We start from the raw sequence: 18,043 nt of genomic DNA, 5'->3' as shown, positions 1-18,043 counted from the left end.
AGCAATGATTCCGCTGTCATTCGCACAACGCCGCATGTGGATTCTGCACCGGATGGAGGGCGGGTCGGAGAACTGGAACATGCCGGCGGCTTTCCGGCTGACCGGATCCCTGGACCAGGCCGCCCTCGCCGCGGCGATCCGCGACGTGGTCGACCGGCACGAGATCCTGCGCACCGTCTACGTGACGAACGACGACGGTGAGCTCCACCAGCGGATCCTTCCGGCAGCGGAGGCCTCGCCGGAGGTGCCGGTGGTGGAGGTGGCGCCCGAGGACGTGTCCCGCACGGTCGAGGAGGCCATCGCGTACCGGTTCGACCTGGCGGCCGAACTTCCGCTGCAGGTACGCCTGTTGCGCTGCTCACCCCGGGAACACGTCCTGGTCCTGGTCATCCACCACATTGCCGCGGACGGCAGCTCCGGTGCGCCGCTGGTACGGGACCTGGCCGCGGCCTACACCGCCCGCCGGGAGGGCCGGGCGCCGGCATGGGAGCCGCTGCCCGTGCAGTACAAGGACTACACGATGTGGCAGCGCGAGGTGCTCGGCGACCTTGCGGACCCGGACAGTCTGGCCGCGACGCAGGTCGCGTACTGGCGCAAGGAACTGGCCGGGGTGCCGCAGCCTCTGAACCTGCCGCTGGACCGCCCGCGGCCCGTGGAGGCGAGCGGGCGCGGCGCCTCGGTCGGCTTCGTCGTGGAGCAGGAGGTGGCGGCCGGTCTGCAGAAGCTGGCCGACGAGCGCGGGTCGACCATGTCGATGGTCCTGCACGCCGCGCTGGCGGTGCTGCTGCGCAAGCTCGGCGGCGGGGAGGACGTGACGATCGGCAGCTCGATCGCCGGGCGGACCGACGAAGCGCTGGCGGATCTGATCGGGTTCTTCGTCAACACCCAGGTGCTGCGGGTGGACCTCTGCGGTGACCCGTCGTTCACCGATCTGCTCGCACAGGTGCGGAACAAGGCGCTGGCGGCCTACGAGCATCAGGACGTCCCGTTCGACACGCTGGTCGAGGCGATCAACCCCGAACGCTCCGCGGCCTACCAGCCGCTGTTCCAGGTGATGCTCGGCCTGCAGAACTACGAGAGGCCGGACCTCGAACTCGCCGGGCTCACCTTGGAGGTCGAGCAGGCAACGCCGTCGACCTCCAAGGTCGACCTGTTCTTCAACATGGCCGTGGACGACTCGGGGGCGCTGCGGGGCGACATCCTGTACGCGACCGACCTGTTCGACCGGGAGACGGTCGAAGCCATCGGCGCTCGGTTCGTGCGTGTTCTGGAGCAGTCGGTCGCCGATCCGGACGGGTGCGTCGGGGATGTCGACGTGCTGAGTGCGGGGGAGCGGCAGCGGCTGTTGGTGGAGGTGAACGACACCGTCGAGCCGACCCTGGAGCGGGGGCTGGTCGCGGCGGTGCGCAGCCAGGTACTGGCGACACCGGAGGCACTCGCCGTCATCGGCGAGGAGGAGTCGCTCACCTATCGGGAGTTGGACGCGCGGTCGAGCAGGCTGGCGCACTGGCTGGCCGACCGCGGTGTGCGGGCGGAGTCGCGGGTCGCCGTGTGCCTGCCCCGGACGGTGAATCTGGTGGTGGCGCTGCTGGCGGTACTGAAGGCCGGTGGAGCCTACGTTCCGATTGATCCGGACCACCCTCGTTCCCGGATCGACTACATCCTTGAGCATGCGGATCCGGTGCTGGTGCTCGACGCCGATGCACTGGCCGGCGCGGATTGGTCGGGGTATCCGGATGCGGCGCCGGAGGTGGTCGTCCGGCCGGAGAACGCCCAGTACGTGATCTACACATCGGGGTCGACGGGGAAGCCCAAGGGGGTGACGATCCCACGCGGCGCGGTGGCGAATTATCTGGCCACGACGCAGCGGCGGTTCCCGTTGTCGTCCGCGGACCGGATGCTGTTCAGCACGACAGTGGCGTTCGACATGGCGAACACCGAGTTGTACCTCCCGTTCATTGCCGGCGCGAGCATGGTGGTGGCGGGGAAGGACACCGTCACCGATCCGTCGGCCGTCGTGGCGTTGATGCGCCGCCACGAGGTCACTGCGGTGCAGGCCACGCCCGCGTTCTGGCAGATGCTGCTGATGCACGAGCCGAACGCCGCGGAGGGTCTGCGGATCATCGTCGGCGCGGAAGCCGTGCCGGTACGGCTGGCCGAGACATTGGCGGCTCAGGCCGCCGAGGTGTTCAACATGTACGGCCCGACCGAGACGACGACGTGGTGCACCGAGGCGCGCGTGAAGGCGGGGGAGGGTGCGCCGATCGGGTTGCCGGTCGGGAACACCCAGGTGTACGTGCTCGACTCGCGGTTGTGCCCGGTTCCGAGCGGGGTGCAGGGCGAGCTGTACATCGCCGGTGCCGGGATGGCCCGCGGGTACCAGGGGCGGCCGGAGCTGACCGCGGAGCGGTTCGTGGCGTGCCCGTTCGGCCCTGCCGGAGCGAGGATGTACCGCACCGGGGACCTGGTGCGCTGGGACAGGAACGGTCAACTGGAGTACATCGAGCGAACCGATTTCCAGGTCAAGATCCGGGGATTCCGGATCGAGCTGGGGGAGATCGAGCATGTGCTGACCGGACATCCTGGCGTGGCGCAGGCGGCGGCCGTGGTGCGTGAGAACCAGGACGGCGACAAGCGCATCGTGGGCTATGTGATGCCCGAGCCCGGTGCCGCGGACGCTGATGAGGGTGTTCAGGCGCTGCTCGCCGAGCTGCCCGAGTACCTGCGTGGGCGCCTCCCGGACTACATGGTGCCCTCGGCGGTGATTCCGCTGTCGGAGATCCCGTTGACCCCGAACGGGAAGCTCGACCGCGGTGCACTGCCGTCCGAGGACACGAACACCGCGGTCAGCCGGGAGCCGCGCAACTCCCACGAAGAGAGGGTGTGTGCGCTCTTCGGCGAGTTGCTCGGCCTCGAGAGGGTCGGTATCGACGACGACTTCTTCGCGCTCGGCGGGCACTCGCTCCTGGCCACCCGGCTCAGCGCCCGCATCAGCAGCGAGTTCGACATCGACATGCCCCTCAGGACGATCATCAAGTACCCCACGGTGGCCGAGCTGGCCTCGCTGGTGCTCATCGGCGGCCTTCCCATGGACAACCCCGACCCGTTCGCGGTCGTACTGCCGTTGAACAGCGATCCCGGTACGGGCAAACCGCCGGTGTGGTTCTTCCACGGCGGGGGCGGGCTGGGCTGGGCGTACTTCAGCTTCGTGCTGGATGTGCAGGACCGGCCGGCCTACGCCCTGCAGACCCGCGGCTCCGACGGCGTGGACACGCTGGCGGGGTCGGTGGAGGAGATGGTCGAGGACTACGTCACCGAGATGCTGAAGATCCAGCCGGAAGGGCCCTTCCACCTGATCGGCTGGTCCTACGGCGGCACTGTCGTGCAGGCCGTCGCGGAGGCGCTCGACCGGCGTGGGCACGAGATCGCTTTCGTGGCCATCCTGGACTCCCAGCCGGGGGGGCACGGGTTCACGGAGATTCATGCCGGCAAGACGCTGTCGGACTACCGGGCGGAACTCGAGGAATTCTTCGGCCAGTACATAGGCACCGAAAACCGGCAACACTTCCTGGACACCATGTCGAAGGTTCTGGCCAACAACACGAACCTCATGATGGATTTCGAATCGCCGGTCTACCGCGGCGATGTGCTGTTCTTCAGCGCGACGCTTCAGGACGATTCGTACGCGCAACTGTGGCGGCCGTACGTTCTCGGTTCCATCGAGGTGCACGACGTGCACGCCACGCACCACGAAATGAACATGCCCGGACCCGTGGCCGAAGTCATGGAGGTCATCAACCGCAAGCTGGCGGAATAAACGGACAACGAATTCCCGGAACCGGTTCACATGAACCATCGAATGGATGATTGGGGTTGGTACGGGTGAAGGAACCCAGCATGTCCGCAGAACACGGAGACCGGACCACGCTGCTGTGCGTGCCGTTCGCGGGAGCAGGCGCTTCGTTCTTCCACCCGTGGCGGGCGCTGTCCGCCGACCGGTGGCGCGTGGTTGCGGTCGAGCTGCCCGGCAAGGAGCGGCGGATCCTGGAGACGCCGTACCGGAATGTTGTCGAGGCGGCCAAGAACGAGGTCGACGACATCGTCGCGGCCCTCGGCGAAGGGGCACGGACCGTGCTGTTCGGGCACAGCCTGGGCGCTGTGCTCGCGTACGAACTGGCGCACCTGCTGAGCACGCGCGGTGTGCACGTCGAGCGGCTGGTCGTCAGTGGTTCGCCGGGGCCGTGGACACAGCGGGAGAGGAGGGCGACGGGTCTCCCGGACGACGAGTTCCTCGCCCGGGTCGAGGAGTTCGCGGGGTTCAGGCACGAGGCTCTCGATCACCCGGAGATGCGTGAGCTGATTCTCCCCGTACTGCAGGCCGACTGCGAGATGCACGAGAACTACGTCCCGAGCACCGACGAACCGGTGTCGGTGCCGATCTGCTCGCTGCGGGGCAGCTCCGACGGCCTGGTCACCGCGGAAGAGGCTCAGCAGTGGCGGGACGCGACCACGAGTGAATTCAGCTATGCGGAGTTCCCGGGCGATCACATGTACCTGGTCGATCTCGGCCGGGAGGTGCTCGACGTGATAGCGGCGGAGTCCGCCCGCGGTCGCTAGGTCTTTCAGATCACCGGATCGCTGGTCCGGGTGTGTCGTGGACTGATGCGCAGTGGCGCGGACCGAGCCGTTGGCTTCAGAGGATGCGCAGCGATGTAATCAGCGCATCCGTGTGGGTCGTGCATTCGTCTCCCGCAGGCGGGACGCATGCACACGCAAAATCCGCACGCACAGTGACGTGAGGCGAAGCGTGAAAAACCCACTCCGTCACGGGCCGTCGCGAAAGATCGCGGTCACCGGAATTTCAGGAAACCCGTCAAGCCCGGAAGCCATTGCTTCTGCGTCGGCCGACGCACAGCCCTCACCGCGAAGACGCCTCGAAGTCGCAGAGAAACGGAGACGCATGATGTCGATCGGCCCCAACGCCGTGGCCGTCGCCGACCAGCCACCGCTCCTGAGCTATGAAGGGGTGCGCGAGGCCCGGCACCGTATCGCCGGCCGTGTGGTGCAGACGCCCGTCGTACGCAGCGAGGAACTGGAGCGTGTGGCCGGCGTCCGGCTGTGGCTGAAGGCGGAGAACCTCCAGCGCGGAGGCTCTTTCAAGATACGCGGCGCGCTCCTCGCCATGGATCGGCTGACGGGGTCCGGCAGCCTTGGTGTGGTCGCGCAGTCCACCGGCAACCACGGCATAGCCGTGGCCCTGGCCGCCGCCCAGTACCGGCTTCCGGCCGTGCTCGTGCTGCCCACCGACGCCGCTCCGACCAAGGTGCGGCGTATCCGTGAAACCGGCGCCGAGGTGCTCCAGGCCGGAACCACACTGGCCGAGCGGATCGCAGTGGTCGAGGAGCTCAGGTACACCCGCGGCTACGACGAGATCGACCCCTACCAGAACCCGGACGTGGTGGTCGGCCAGGGAACCGCCACCGCGGACCTGCTTCACCAGGTGGAGGCGGCCGACGGCCGCCTGGATGCGGTGGTGGTGCCGGTCGGGGGCGGCAGCGCGGTGGCCGGCGCCTGCCTGGCCACCGCGGGCCAAGGCGTCGACGTCTACGGTGCCGAGCCCAGCGCGGTACCGGCCCTGACCGCGGCGCTGCGCGCCGGGGGGCCTGTCACCGTGGACGCGAAGCCCACGATGGCCGACGGGCTGCGCCCCGACCGTATCGGCCAACTGCCCTACGACCTGGTCCACGACGCGGTCGCCGAGGTCTTCACGATCGATGAGAGCGCCATCGCCGAGGCGATGCACCAGGTCCTCGTTCACGCCCGACTGCTGGTCGAGCCTGCCGCCGCCACCGCTCTGGCCGGCGCCCTGCGTCTCGCCGCCGACGGCCGCGCCCGGGACATCGGCGTACTGATCTCGGGCGGCAACGTCGAGACGAGCCTCGTGGCGTCCCTTCTGAATCACCAGGTTTCCTGAATCCGCCGCCGACCGGGACCAGCGATCGAAAGCCCGGAACCGAAGCCGGCTTCAGAACATCTCTGCTCGAACCGATCCCGCACCGCGGGCCGAAATCGGTACACACACAGAAGGGTTGAGCATGACTGGGTCGGCGGAATTCGACGGGGAGTGGATACACCGCTTCCATCCCATCGACAGCAGTGAATTCCGGATCGTCTGCTTTCCGCACGCCGGGGGTTCGGCGAGCTACTACTATGCGCTGTCGGAAGCTCTCTCACCGGAACTGGACCTGCTCGCCATCCAGTATCCGGGACGGCAGGACCGGCGTGCCGAGGGTTGCGTCGACAACCTGGCCGAACTCGCCGACCTCACCTACGCGGCACTGCGTCGCTCCGAGGACGGTCGGCCCACTGTCTTCTTCGGCCACAGCATGGGCTCAGTCCTCGCCTTCGAGGTGGCCCGCCGCTACCAGGACGACACGGGCACCCCGCCCGCCTGGCTGTTCGCCTCCGGCTACCCCGCGCCCTCCCGACTGCGCGGCGGAACGGTTCACCGCCGTGACGACGCCGGCATCATCGACGAACTGCGCTCCGTCGACGGCACCGACCCGGTCTGGCTGGAGAACAAACATCTGAGGAACTCCATCCTCTACGCCGTCCGTGGCGACTACACGGCCATCGAGACCCACCCCCGGGTCACCGATGTCCGGCTCGACTGCCCCATCACCATGCTGACCGGCACCGACGACCCGCACACCACTGTCGCCGAGGCCGAAGCCTGGCAGGAGCACACCACCGGCGAGTTCTCCCTGCACGTCTTCGAGGGCGGCCACTTCTACCTCGACCAGCACAGCCAGGAGATCACCGAGATCATCTCCGGCACCGTCCGAGGCGTCTGCGCCGCCGTCCGGGGGACAGTCCGCTAGGTCCTGTTGCTTCGGCAACGTCAGGGTGGGCCAACTTGACGGCCTGTGGCGGCTGTTGGGAAGCCGGTGGCCGGCGGTGTCGGCCCAGCGCGCCCGGTGGACTGTGGCGCGGACGGCGTCGGTCATGACCGCGGGCCGCGCGAACTGTCCAGGGCCGAAACCCTGCCCCGGGGCAGGGTTCGGGGCTGCGTCGCAGAAGCTTGGCGAACCACCGAGACCGGTTGGCGCCACCGGACGGGAAGTCACGGGGAACCGCGGAGCCCGGCGGGCGCGGAACCGGCGACTTCGCCAGAGCTGCGAAGCCGCAGGTCACCCTAGCGATCGCCCCACCTCGTTCTTCATGCTCCAGCCGAACAGCCTGATCTTTCTGGTTCGGGCCGGCCGGGGAAGCCCCAACGTTCCTACGGGGGGAACCCCCAGCACTGCTCTGAGGACAGCGCAGGGGCACCTCGGGGGGAAAGCCGGATGGTCCGATCCCCTCTCCGTTGGTGGGATGGTCACCGACCACCGGATCCGGGGCAAATGCAGCTGCGGGCCACTGCCTGAGCGGTCCCTGGGCGCGCAGGCAACCTGAACAGAAGAGGGATCATCATGCATGTGTTAACAAGGGGTCGGCGGGGCCTGCTCGTGCTGACCGGCCCAGCCACAGCCCTCCTCGCCGTATCGACCGGACTGACGGCGGCGGCGAACCCGCAGCAGGCCGATCCGCTCCAACAGCAGGTGGACGCGATCCACGACACCGGGGTTGTCGGTGTGCAGGCCGAGGTGACGTCACCGGACACACGTGACAGCGCGCGCGCCGGGACGGCCGCATTGAACACCAGGAGGCCGATGCCTCGGAACGGCAGGTTCCGGATCGGCAGCGCCACCAAGACCTTCACCGCCACGGTCGTGCTGCAGCTCGTCGGCAAGGGGCGAATGTCGCTGGAGGACACCGTCGAGCAGTGGCTGCCGGGAGTGGTCCAGGGTCACGGCAACGACGGCAGGGAGATCACCGTGCGGCAGCTGCTGCAGCACACCAGCGGCATCCATGATGTCGGGCCGGAGATACTCGCCTTGAAAAGCGCGGACGGCTATCGAGCCGAGCGGTTCCGCACCTACACATCCGAGGAATTGGTGGGGCTGGCGATGCAGCACTCTCCCCACTTCACCCCGGGGCATGGCTGGTCGTACTCCAACACCAATTACATTCTCGCCGCGATGATCATCAACAAGGTCACCGGACGGAGTTGGGCGCGGGAGGTGAAGGACCGGATCATCCGCCCGCTGGACCTGAGGGACACCAGTACGCCCGGCGTCCTTCCGTCCATCTCGGGCCCTCACGCTCAGGGCTACGCCGCGTTCGGCACAGACACCGGCATCGACGTCACGGAGCTCAATTCGAGTATGGCCGTCGGCTCCGGCTCGATCATCAGTACTGCGCACGACCTGAACCGGTTCTACGCCGCGCTGCTCGGCGGCCGTCTGTTGGCTCCGGCTCAGCTCGACGAGATGACGACCACGGAGCCCGCGCCCGAGCTGGGCGTGAGGTACGGACTCGGTCTGGCCGAGATCCCGTTGTCCTGCGGTGGCAGCTACTTCGGTCACCGGGGTGAACTGCTCGGCTATATCGCCTGGGGCGGCGCCACCCGAGAGGGGGCCCGGACCGCAGCGGTGTACGTCACCAGTGAGGGCGGCCAGGACACCCAGCAGGCCATGACCACACTCGTGGACCAGGAACTGTGCCGGCCCCGTTCCTGAGCAGCGTTTCGCATCTCCGGCACTGCACTGCACGACGGCCAGGCCCTGCTCCCGCTGATGCGCGGCATCCCGCCGACCCGCTCCCGCTACGGGCCAAGGCGCCGCCGCCCGGCCGAGCACCTGCTCGCCTTCCTCGGCATCGCGGGCACCCTCGTCCGCTACCACCGCTGCACCGACGGAGACGACGTCCTAGAGGGCGTTCGGCGTGGACAGCCGGCCCTCCCGCGCGGTGAAGGCCGCCAGATCCTGGAGAATGGCCTGGGCCACCTCGCGCTCCCGGGTCTGAAGGTAGAAGTGGCCGCCGTCGAAGAGCCTGAGCGTCCATCGCCCCGTCGTGTAGCCGGCCCACTTCCCGAGGTTGTCGCGCGACACGCCCGTGTCCGTCGTCCCGCAGTAACTGCTGATGGGACACCTGACTTTGTGGCCCGCGCGGTCCCGGTAGGTCTCGACGGCTCTGAAGTCGGCACGCACGGAGGGGAGAACGGTGGCCAGGAGGTCCTTGTCGGCCAGCAGTGCGGGTGGTGTGCCCGCGAGTTCGGCCAGGTGTCCGGTGAGGCCCGCGTCGTCCATGGTGTGGACACCCCTGTCGGACGGGACGGACGGGGCGGCCCGACCCGAGACGAGCAGCCCCAGGAGGGCGAGGTCCCCGTATCGTTCGAGCCGCAGCGCCACCTCGTAGGCGAGGAGGGACCCCATGCTGTGACCGAAGAGGGCCAACGGCCGGTTTCGCCAGGGCAACAGGGCTCGCGCGGCCTGATCCGCCATCTGCCGGAGATCGCCCAGGGCCGGCTCGGCCAGCCGGTCGTGCCTGCCCGGGTACTGGACGATCAGTACCTCGGCCGCGGCGGACAGCTCCGCGGAGAGGGGAAGGTGGGCCGACGCAGAGCCCCCGGCGTGGGGGAAGCAGACCAGAACGGGGCCGTCGGTCCGGGGTTCGTGGAACTGCCGGATCCAGGCGCTGTGCACGGTGTTGTGACGGCGGGTGACTGCCATCGTTGCTCCCTCGAGTTTCCATGCAGCCGCCCGCCGACGGAGCAGCCCGCAGACCGCGCTGCCCTCACGTCGCTCCGTGCCTCATTCCCGGAGTTCGAGCGTGCAGCACTTGACGCTGCCCCCGGCCTTCAGCAGCTCGGTCAGATCGGCGCCGACGGGGTCGTAGCCGGCCTCGCGCAACTGCACCGCGAGGCCGGCGGCCCCCCGGGGCAGGACGACGTTGCGGCCGTCCGACAGTGCGTTGAGGCCGAACACGGCAGCGTCGGCCTCCTCGGCGAGGATAGCGTCCGGGAACCGCTCGGACAGCACTGCCCGGCTCTGTGGGGAGAACGCCCCCGGGTAGTACATGACCTCGTTGTCCCCGAGTACCGCCAGCGCCGTATCGAGGTGGTAGAACCGCGGATCGACGAGGGTCAGGCTGATCACGGGGCGCCCGAAGAACTCGCGGACCTCGTCGTGGGCCCGCGGGTCGGAGCGGAAGCCGGTGCCGGCCAGGATCTCCCCACCCGTGCAGAGGAAGTCGCCCTCGCCCTCGTTGACGTGCTCAGCCTGCTGGACCGTGGACCAGCCGCCTCGGCCGAACCACTCCAGGTAGGAGGCGGACTCGTCCCTGCGCTGGGGGTGCCGGAAGCGCGCGACGAGCACCTTGCCGTCCAGGACGATGGCGCCGTTCGCGGCGAAGACCATGTCGGGAAGTCCCGGTACGGGCTCGATCAGCCGTACATCGTGGCCCAGACCGACGAAGGTGTCGAACAGCCTTTTCCACTGGGCCAGTCCGGTCTGTGGCGAGGTGGGGCGGTCCGGGTCCATCCACGGATTGATCGAGTATGTGACGTCGAAATACATGGGGTTGCACATCAGATAACTTCGGGGCGATGCCTTCCGCTGTCCCTGCGCCGTCCGTTCCGACTGTATGTGCGGCACGTTGACTCCCTTCTGCTGGTGAAACCTCGAGAATTCCGGAACCGATTCCGGAACATTTACGGGGTGAGGACGAAATGACGTAGCGACACCGGAGTCGATGCCCGTGCGGTTCACGACAATCCGCGGAGGCCGTCCGGTGACGCGAAAAGGCTCCGGGGGGCGTCTGGCATCTCGACGCCCGGCGTGAACCCGGTGCTGTTTCGGCGAAACAACGGCGGGATTTCACGGCAGGGCGGGGGATGGACGAGGCCCTCAAACGAAGTCAAGTACTGACGGCGAAAGCCAGTTCCGGCCGGTTGCCCTTCGGGGCGTGGGAGTTCGCCGGACACCAGCTCCCGGGCCCCGGTGAATCCCTTGTCCTGATGGCTGGGGGACCGGTCGGCCTACGGGAAGGACCATTACCGCGACGGGTACGAACGGGGAGCCCGCGCCGCCGGACTGCAGTACCGGACGCTGCGGAACTACGCGTGGGTGTCCCGCCGGTTCGAGCCCGGGCCGCAGGTATTCCCTGAGTTTCCGGCATCGGGCCGAGCTCGCGTGCCTTCCCGTCGAGTAGCAGGAGCACTGACTCGACCGGGCCGAGCAACGCGGCTGGAGCACCGAGCAGTTACGCAAGGAGATGCACCCGGCGCGGAGTCGGGCGAGGTGCCACCGTGCCGTCCGCGTGGCGCTCGCTCCACGGCGAGGGCTTCGCCGGCCGGGCGTCCGGGGTGCAGGCCCCGAATGGCCCGGCGCGGGCGGCGTGTCAGGCCGGCGCTCCGGGCAGTCGGCCCATCAGCTCGGCGACGGCTTGCTGCCGGCCGCACCCCTGTTCGCCGAACGACCGGCGGACCCGTTCGCGAACCTCCGCCGGCTGCTCCTGGCTGAGTTTGAACATGCCCTCGGCCCCGGTGACCGTGACCCTGAACGCGCCGACGCCGGGAACGATTTTACGGAAGTAGTCGACCGACTCGGTCTGGTCCCAGCCGGCCCCGAAGTGCTCTTCGAAGAGGCGGGCCGTCGCGCGCACGACGTCGAGCGTCTCCTCCAGCGAGTCGATCGTCTGCACCACGCCCCGCACGTGCACCGAGGTGAAGTTCCAGGTGGGAGCGGCCGGTGTCACGGCGTACACCGACGGCGAGACGTAGGCGTGCGGTCCGGTGAAGGACAGGAGGATCACATCGCCCGAGCGCAGCGCTTTCCACTGGGGGTTGGCCCGGTTCATGTGCCCGAGCAGGGTGGTGCCGGTCAGGCCGCCGTGCAGCTCCGCGGCTTCGGGATCCGGAATCACGGGAAGGTGCGTGGCGAACGGCCCGGCCTCGGAGCTGCCGTTGATCACTGCCAGTGCCAGCGGATTGTCGCGGACGAGGTCGGCCATCCACGAACCGTCCGGTTCGCGGTATTGGCTAGGAACATACACCTGAAATCACACCCTCGGTGAGAGATAATCCTGGTGGGGTCCAAGAGTGTCGCAGGCTAGCCGCGCATTGCGGGGAATAGCCAGAGAGCGCAGACATTCGCATTACTGTCCTGCCGGCGGGACAACCGGTGCCCGGCAGGGTGTCCGCACCGGAATCTCTTGCACTGGGTTTCCCCGGCCCTTTACCTTGGCGTCGCGATGGCCTCCGGATGCACTGTCGAAATCGGCAGCCGCCTTCCGGCAGCGCACTATGCTGCCGCCGTCGACGACCACGCAGGTGTCCCTCCCGTACGTGGAGTGGACGGCCTCCCATCCCGGTTCAGGTCGGGACAGCCCATAGAGGCCGATGACAACGCGGCGTGAGCCGACGGCCGGACGACACGCACGGAGCGCCTGCGGGTGGCGTCAGCATGCAGACTCGCTGGTCCGCTCTCAACCCCGCCCGGCCGGCGAGCGCCGGACACCACCGGCACCGTGTGAGCAGAAGAGAGTCACGAGACACTCGTCCGGCCATTCAGAGGATTTGTCTCGCCGGCGGGACAGCGCAAAGGGCCCGGTGGCCGTGATGGTCCGGCGACGGGGCCGGCAATGGCGTGGGCGGGCAATCCCGTTCGGCGGAGAAAGGAAAGGCTGGCAATGGAATCGTGGCCGCGGGTCCACCAGCGAGGTGGACAGGATGAGGCGTCAGAACCACAAGCCGCGCCTTCGAGTGCGCCGGTGTCCCTCGTGCAGGAAGTAGCGGCGCTGTGGGGGGAACACCTCGACGGTCGCGAAGTGGGGCCGGATGACGGCTTCTTCGCGCTCGGCGGCAATTCGCTGATCGGGATCAAGATCATCGACCGGGTGTCCCAGGACTTCGGCGTCGAGCTGTCCGTGCGCGCCTTCTACCTGGCGCAGACCCCGGCCCGGGTCGCCGAGCTGATCGAGCAGGGGAGGGCACGGCCGTGAGGCTGACGCCGGGTACCGGGAGCGACGTCGACCTCGACCGTGTCGACCTGTTCGACCTGGATCTCTACACCTCGGGCGATCCGCACGCGATCTGGGACGTGATGCGGGCGAAGGCGCCCCTGCACCACCAGGTCCTGCCGGACGGCCGGGAGTTCTGGTCGGTGACCCGCTTCGACGACGTCTGCCGCGTGCTCGGCGACCACCGGGAGTTCACCTCGGAGCGCGGCACGGTGGTCACCCACCTCGGGGAGGACGACGTCGCGGCGGGCAAGCTGATGACGTCCACCGACCCACCGCGGCACACCCAGGTCCGCAGGGCGATCGGCTCCAGGCTCACCGCGCGGGCGGTGGCGTCCTGGGAGGACCGGATCCGGCAGGCGATCGTGCGTTTCCTCGAACCGGCGCTGGACGGTGGCACCTTTGACCTGGCCGAGCAGGCGCTGCGCCTGCCGGCGATCGTCACGGGCCCGCTGCTGGGGATCCCGGAGCGGGACTGGGACGAGCTCGTGCAGCTGACCGCGATGGTGACGGCCCCCTCGGACCCGCACTTCCAGCTCGGCAGCGAAGCCGCGACGCTGGCCATCTCCCACCACGAGCTCGTCACCTACGTCACCGAGTGGGTCAAACGCCGGCGGTCGGCCGGAGGTGAGGACGGGAGTCTGCTCGATCACCTCATGAGCGTCCGCGCGGGAGACGCGCCGCTGACCGACGAGGAGATCGCCCTCGACGGCTACAGCATTCTTCTGGGCGCCAACGTGACGACGCCGCACACCGTCTCGGGCACGGTGCTCGCGCTCATCGAGCGGCCCGAGCAGTTCGAGAAGGCGCAGGCCGACCCGCTGCTGGTGGCGAACCTGGTCGAGGAAGGGCTGCGCTGGACATCGGCCGCTTGTAACTTCATGCGGTACACGGTGAGCGACACCGAGATCGGCGGGGGCACGATCCCGGCCGGTGGGGCGGTCGTCGCGTGGATCGGGTCGGCCAACCGGGACGAGTCCCAGTTCACCGATCCGCACGAGTTCGACATCACGCGGAGCGGCGCGAAGCGCCAGGTCGCGTTCGGGTTCGGGTCGCACTTCTGCATCGGGGCACCGCTGGCCCGGCTGACCCTGCGCATCTTCTTCGAAGAACTGCTCCAGCGGTTCGGATCGATCGACCTCGACGGCGAACCGCAGCACCTGCGGTCGTACTTCATCGCCGGGATGACCCACCTCCCCATCGTCGCCAAGAATCGAATGACGCCATGACATCCGGCTCCACCACCGCCAGGTCGCCGTGGTTCGTCCGGCCGCAGTCCACCGAACATCCCGCCCGGATCTTCTGCTTCCCCTTCTCCGGGTCCGGGGCTTCGGCCTTCAGCGCCTGGCCGGCCGCGATCGACGACGTCGAGGTCTGCCCGGTGCAGTTCCCCGGCCGCGAGAACCGGTTGGCCCATCCCCACTACGGCACCTACGAGGACCTCGCGGCCGGCCTGGTCGCACCACTGGTGCCGCTACTCGACCGGCCGTTCGCGTTCTTCGGGCACTGTGCGGGTGCGCTGCCCGCGTTCGAGACCGTGGTCCGGCTCGCCGAACAGGGTCTGCCCCAGCCGGAATGCTTCTTCGTGTCGGGCCAGCCGGCACCGCACGACGCCGCGCGCGACCGGATGCTCAGCATGACCGAGTCCGAAATGCGCGGGGAGTTGGAGTCGTTCATCCGCGGCCGGGGGATCGAGCCGCGGCCGGACATGATCGAAATGGGCATGGCCGTGCTGCTCCGTGATCTCGCCGCCGCGCGTGAGTACCGGCGGGTGGAGCCGGTCGCGGTGCCATGCCCCATCGTCGTACTGCATTGGCGGGACGACCCCGAGGTGAGCCTCGACCAGCTCGAGGGGTGGCGTCAGTACTCGGATTCGGTCGACATCCGGGTTGTCGACGGCGGTCACTACGACTTCATGCACGCGCCGGACGAGCTGCGGAAGTTGTTGACCTCTTGGCGGTGAAAGCAGTGCAGCCCGTAAGCGCCGTACACCGAGGGAACCGGAAGGGATTCGTATGAGTCGCGCAGCCACCGGTATTGCCGTCGTCGGGATGTCGTGCCGCTTCCCCGGTGTGCACAACCTGGGGGAGTTCTGGGGCTTGCTGCTCGAGGGGAGGTCGACCGTCGGAACGTTTCCCGAGCAGCGGGACATCGACCCGAAGTACCCGTCCCACCCGGACGCCGCCACCGTGAACTCGGGTTCGTTCTTCGACTCCATCGACGGGTTCGACGCGGAGTTCTTCGGTACGGGGCCGGCGGAGGCGGCAGCCATGGACCCGGTGCAGCGGCTGGGGTTGGAGCTCGCCTGGGAGGCCGTCGAAGACGCCCGCGTTCCGGCCTCCGCGCTCGCGGGCCGCGAGATCGATGTCGTGGTCGGCGCCGCGCCTTCCGGGTACGAGCAGCTGCGCAAGCTGTCCGGCAGCGATCAGGATGACCACTACGCGGCGCTCGGCTCGAGCGCCGCGTTGATCGCGAACCGGATTTCGAGCCTGTTCGACGTCCGCGGCATGAGTCTCTGCGCGGACTCCGGCCAGTCCTCCTCCCTCGTGTCGTTGGCACTGGCGTGCGAACGGATACGGAGCGGCGCGGTCGACATGGCGCTCGCGGGTGGCGTGAACCTGATCGCCGATCCGGAAGAGGGACTCGGCCTGGCGAATCTCGGGGCCCTGTCACCCGACGGCCTCTGCTTCACCTTCGACGAACGGGCCAGCGGTTTCGTCCGGGGAGAGGGCGGGGCTTTCGTCCTGCTGAAGCGGCTCGACCTCGCCGTCGCCGACGGTGATCACATCTACGCGGTGGTCCGTGGCTGGAGTGTCGGCAGCGGTGGTGCGTCCTCCCGGATGCCGGATCCCAGCCCCGGTGCGCAGGCGGCAGCCGTGCTGTCCGCCCTCGAACGTTCAGGTGTTCCGTTCGACGCTGTCGACTACGTCGAGGCGCACGGCACCGGCACCCGAGTCGGCGATCCGGCTGAGATATCAGGTCTGCGCGAGGTGTTCCGGGAGACCGGCCGGAGCCGCCCGCTGGTGATCGGCTCGGTGAAGACGAACGTCGGGCACCTGGAGCCGGCCGCGGGAATCGTCGGCTTCATGAAGGCGGCGCTGTGCGTGGACCGCGCTCACCTGGTTCCGAACCTGAACTTCCGGTCTCCGAACCCCGCCATTTCGGACTTCCAGGAGGACTTCGAAGTCCTCCGAGCCGCGCGGCCCTGGCCGGGCGCGCCCGGCCGGCCGCGGCGGGCAGGGGTGTCGGCGTTCGGTCTGGGCGGCACCAACGCGCATGTGATCCTCGAACAGGCACCCGAGGAGCGGACGGAACCCCGTACCGAGGGTGAGGACTCGGCCTCCGCGGGCGTCTCCGGGGTGGTGCCGTGGGTGCTGTCGGCGCGGACAGAGCCGGCACTGCGGGAGCAGGCAGCGCGGTTGCGGGATCTCGTGGCCGCGGACGCGTCGCTGTCGGCGACCGGCGTGGGGCATTCGCTGGTGTCGACGCGGTCGTCGTTCGAGCACCGGGCCGTGGTGCTGAGCGGTGGCCGTGAGGAGGCGCTGGCCGGTCTCGACCTGGTGGCGGCGGGCGGTGATGCGGCGCGCGCGGTTCGCGGGGTGGCCGCGGGGCCGGTGGGCCCGGTCGTCTTCGTATTCCCCGGCCAGGGGTCGCAGTGGCTGGGCATGGGGAGGCAGCTGTACGCGGAGTCGGAGGTCTTCGCGCGCGCGATCGATGAGTGCGCGCGAGCTCTGGCGCCGTGGCTGGACTGGTCACTGGTGGACCTGGTGACCGGTGCGGAGTCTGCGCCGTCGCTGGAGCGCGGGGATGCTGTGGTTCAGCCGGCGTTGTTCGCGATGATGGTGTCCTTGGCGCAGGTGTGGCAGTCGCTGGGAGTGGTCCCCGACGCGGTGGTGGGGCACTCGCAGGGAGAGATTGCCGCGGCGTGCGCGTCGGGTGCGCTCTCCCTCGAGGACGCGGCGCGGGTGGTCGCCCTGCGCAGCCGGGCATTGACCGATCTGGCCGGCGCGGGCGGGCTGAATGCGGTGGCCGCGCCCCCCGCATGGGTCGAGGACCGGTTGGGGCCGTGGTCCGGGCGCCTCTCCGTGGCCGCGGTCAACGGGCCGGCTTCCGTGGTGATCTCCGGGGATCTCGAGGCATTGGACCAGTTCGCCGCGATGGCGGCCGGTGACGGTGTCCGGGTGCGCCGGGTCAGAATCGAGTACGCGTCGCACTCCCACCAGGTCGAACGCATCCGTGATCGTGTGCTCGAGGCCGCCGCGGGTGTTTCGCCGAGGGAATCGGCCGTGGAGTTCCACTCCACGGTCACCGGGGGGTTGCTCGACACGCGCCTGCTCGACAGCTCGTACTGGTACGACAACCTGCGCTCGACGGTGCGTTTCGGTGAGGTCGTCGAACACCTGATGCGTGAGCGCGGTGGTGTGTTCGTGGAAGTCAGTCCGCATCCGGTGCTCGCCGTGGCCATGGAGGAGACTGCCGATGCGCTGACGGCCTCGCCGGTCGTGGTCGGCACCCTGCACAAGGACGACGGGAGCGCGAGCAAGGTCCTGGCGTCGCTGGCCGAACTGCACGTGCGTGGTGTGCCGGTGAACTGGGAAGCGGTGTTCGCCGCGGACCGGCCGCGCCGGATCGGCCTGCCGACCTACGCGTTCCAGCGGCAGCGGTACTGGCTGACAGCGCCCGAGGACACCGGCACCACGAACACGGGCTCCTGCGAGCACGCGAGCGGACCGGGCACCAGCACCCGGGCGGCGGACCTGGGTTCGGAACTGTCGGTCCGCGATCTCGTGTGCGCCGAGACGGCAGCGGTGCTGAGCGCGAAGGCCGCGCATCTGACGGGCGCCGATCTCGCGGCACGGTCTTCCGAGACCTTCAAGGATCTGGGTTTCGACTCCTCGATGGCCGTGCGGCTCCGCAACCGGCTCACCAAGGCCGCCGGTGTCCGGCTTCCGGCCACCGTCGCGTTCACCTACCCCACCCCGCACACGCTCGGTCGCCACATCTTCTCCCTCCTCGAGCCGGAGGTGCCCGATGCCCCGGAAACGGTGGCGAAAACGAGTTCGGAAAGCCGCAGCGATGACGAATTGTACGAATTGATCGACCGCGGATACGTGTAGCACCACCTGTTCGTCTAACCAAT

12 protein-coding genes are annotated in these 18,043 nt (G+C 68.7%); 9 read left to right on the top strand and 3 right to left on the bottom strand.

What is annotated here, in order from left to right:
* Positions 1 to 4 precede the first annotated feature (4 nt).
* The 5 genes from ACFWBQ_RS09005 to ACFWBQ_RS08985 all read left to right on the top strand — a co-directional run bounded on the left by ACFWBQ_RS09005 (position 5) and on the right by ACFWBQ_RS08985 (position 8,621).
* Positions 5 to 3,817 (top strand): amino acid adenylation domain-containing protein, encoded by a 3,813-nt coding sequence (locus tag ACFWBQ_RS09005; RefSeq protein WP_385485680.1) that lies wholly within the window; start codon positions 5 to 7, stop codon positions 3,815 to 3,817.
* A gap of 80 nt (positions 3,818 to 3,897) precedes the next feature.
* Complete coding sequence (locus tag ACFWBQ_RS09000; RefSeq protein ID WP_385485678.1) at positions 3,898 to 4,617, top strand: thioesterase II family protein; 720 nt, start codon at positions 3,898 to 3,900, stop codon at positions 4,615 to 4,617.
* A 346-nt stretch (positions 4,618 to 4,963) separates the two neighbouring features.
* Positions 4,964 to 5,974, top strand: coding sequence for a threonine/serine dehydratase (locus tag ACFWBQ_RS08995; RefSeq protein WP_385485676.1), 1,011 nt, complete (start codon positions 4,964 to 4,966; stop codon positions 5,972 to 5,974).
* A gap of 121 nt (positions 5,975 to 6,095) precedes the next feature.
* A complete protein-coding gene (locus ACFWBQ_RS08990; RefSeq protein WP_385485674.1) occupies positions 6,096 to 6,881 on the top strand; it encodes a thioesterase II family protein in 786 nt (261 codons plus the stop codon).
* Between the two features lie 591 nt (positions 6,882 to 7,472).
* Complete coding sequence (locus ACFWBQ_RS08985) at positions 7,473 to 8,621, top strand: serine hydrolase domain-containing protein (protein ID WP_385485672.1); 1,149 nt, start codon at positions 7,473 to 7,475, stop codon at positions 8,619 to 8,621.
* A 189-nt stretch (positions 8,622 to 8,810) separates the two neighbouring features.
* Here the strand turns inward: ACFWBQ_RS08985 and ACFWBQ_RS08980 are convergent, their stop codons facing one another.
* From ACFWBQ_RS08980 to ACFWBQ_RS08970, 3 genes are all read right to left on the bottom strand, one after another.
* Positions 8,811 to 9,614 (bottom strand): thioesterase II family protein, encoded by an 804-nt coding sequence (locus ACFWBQ_RS08980; RefSeq protein WP_385485670.1) that lies wholly within the window; start codon positions 9,612 to 9,614, stop codon positions 8,811 to 8,813.
* A gap of 81 nt (positions 9,615 to 9,695) precedes the next feature.
* Entirely contained in the window at positions 9,696 to 10,472 is a 777-nt protein-coding gene (gene ddaH, locus ACFWBQ_RS08975) for a dimethylargininase (protein WP_385485756.1), read from the bottom strand.
* 811 nt (positions 10,473 to 11,283) lie between these two features.
* A complete protein-coding gene (locus ACFWBQ_RS08970; RefSeq protein WP_385485668.1) occupies positions 11,284 to 11,937 on the bottom strand; it encodes an FMN-binding negative transcriptional regulator in 654 nt (217 codons plus the stop codon).
* Positions 11,938 to 12,654: 717 nt separating this feature from the next.
* Between ACFWBQ_RS08970 and ACFWBQ_RS08965 the strand changes: the two genes are divergently transcribed.
* The 4 genes from ACFWBQ_RS08965 to ACFWBQ_RS08950 are packed head-to-tail and all read left to right on the top strand — an operon-like array spanning position 12,655 to position 18,020.
* Entirely contained in the window at positions 12,655 to 12,885 is a 231-nt protein-coding gene (locus ACFWBQ_RS08965; RefSeq protein ID WP_385485666.1) for a phosphopantetheine-binding protein, read from the top strand.
* Entirely contained in the window at positions 12,882 to 14,132 is a 1,251-nt protein-coding gene (locus tag ACFWBQ_RS08960; RefSeq protein WP_385485664.1) for a cytochrome P450, read from the top strand. The genes ACFWBQ_RS08965 and ACFWBQ_RS08960 overlap by 4 nt, the downstream gene beginning before the upstream one ends.
* On the top strand, positions 14,129 to 14,866 hold the full coding sequence (locus ACFWBQ_RS08955) for a thioesterase II family protein (protein WP_385485662.1): 738 nt from the start codon (positions 14,129 to 14,131) through the stop codon (positions 14,864 to 14,866). Before ACFWBQ_RS08960 ends, ACFWBQ_RS08955 begins: the two co-directional genes overlap by 4 nt.
* Positions 14,867 to 14,918: 52 nt before the next feature.
* Complete coding sequence (locus ACFWBQ_RS08950) at positions 14,919 to 18,020, top strand: type I polyketide synthase (RefSeq protein WP_385485660.1); 3,102 nt, start codon at positions 14,919 to 14,921, stop codon at positions 18,018 to 18,020.
* Positions 18,021 to 18,043 lie beyond the last annotated feature (23 nt).

Source organism: Streptomyces sp. NPDC060035 (genome assembly GCF_042736635.1).
Taxonomy (GTDB): domain Bacteria; phylum Actinomycetota; class Actinomycetes; order Streptomycetales; family Streptomycetaceae; genus Streptomyces.
The sequence above is the reverse complement of the archived record's forward strand: the minus strand, read 5'-3'. Positions and strand labels throughout refer to the sequence as shown.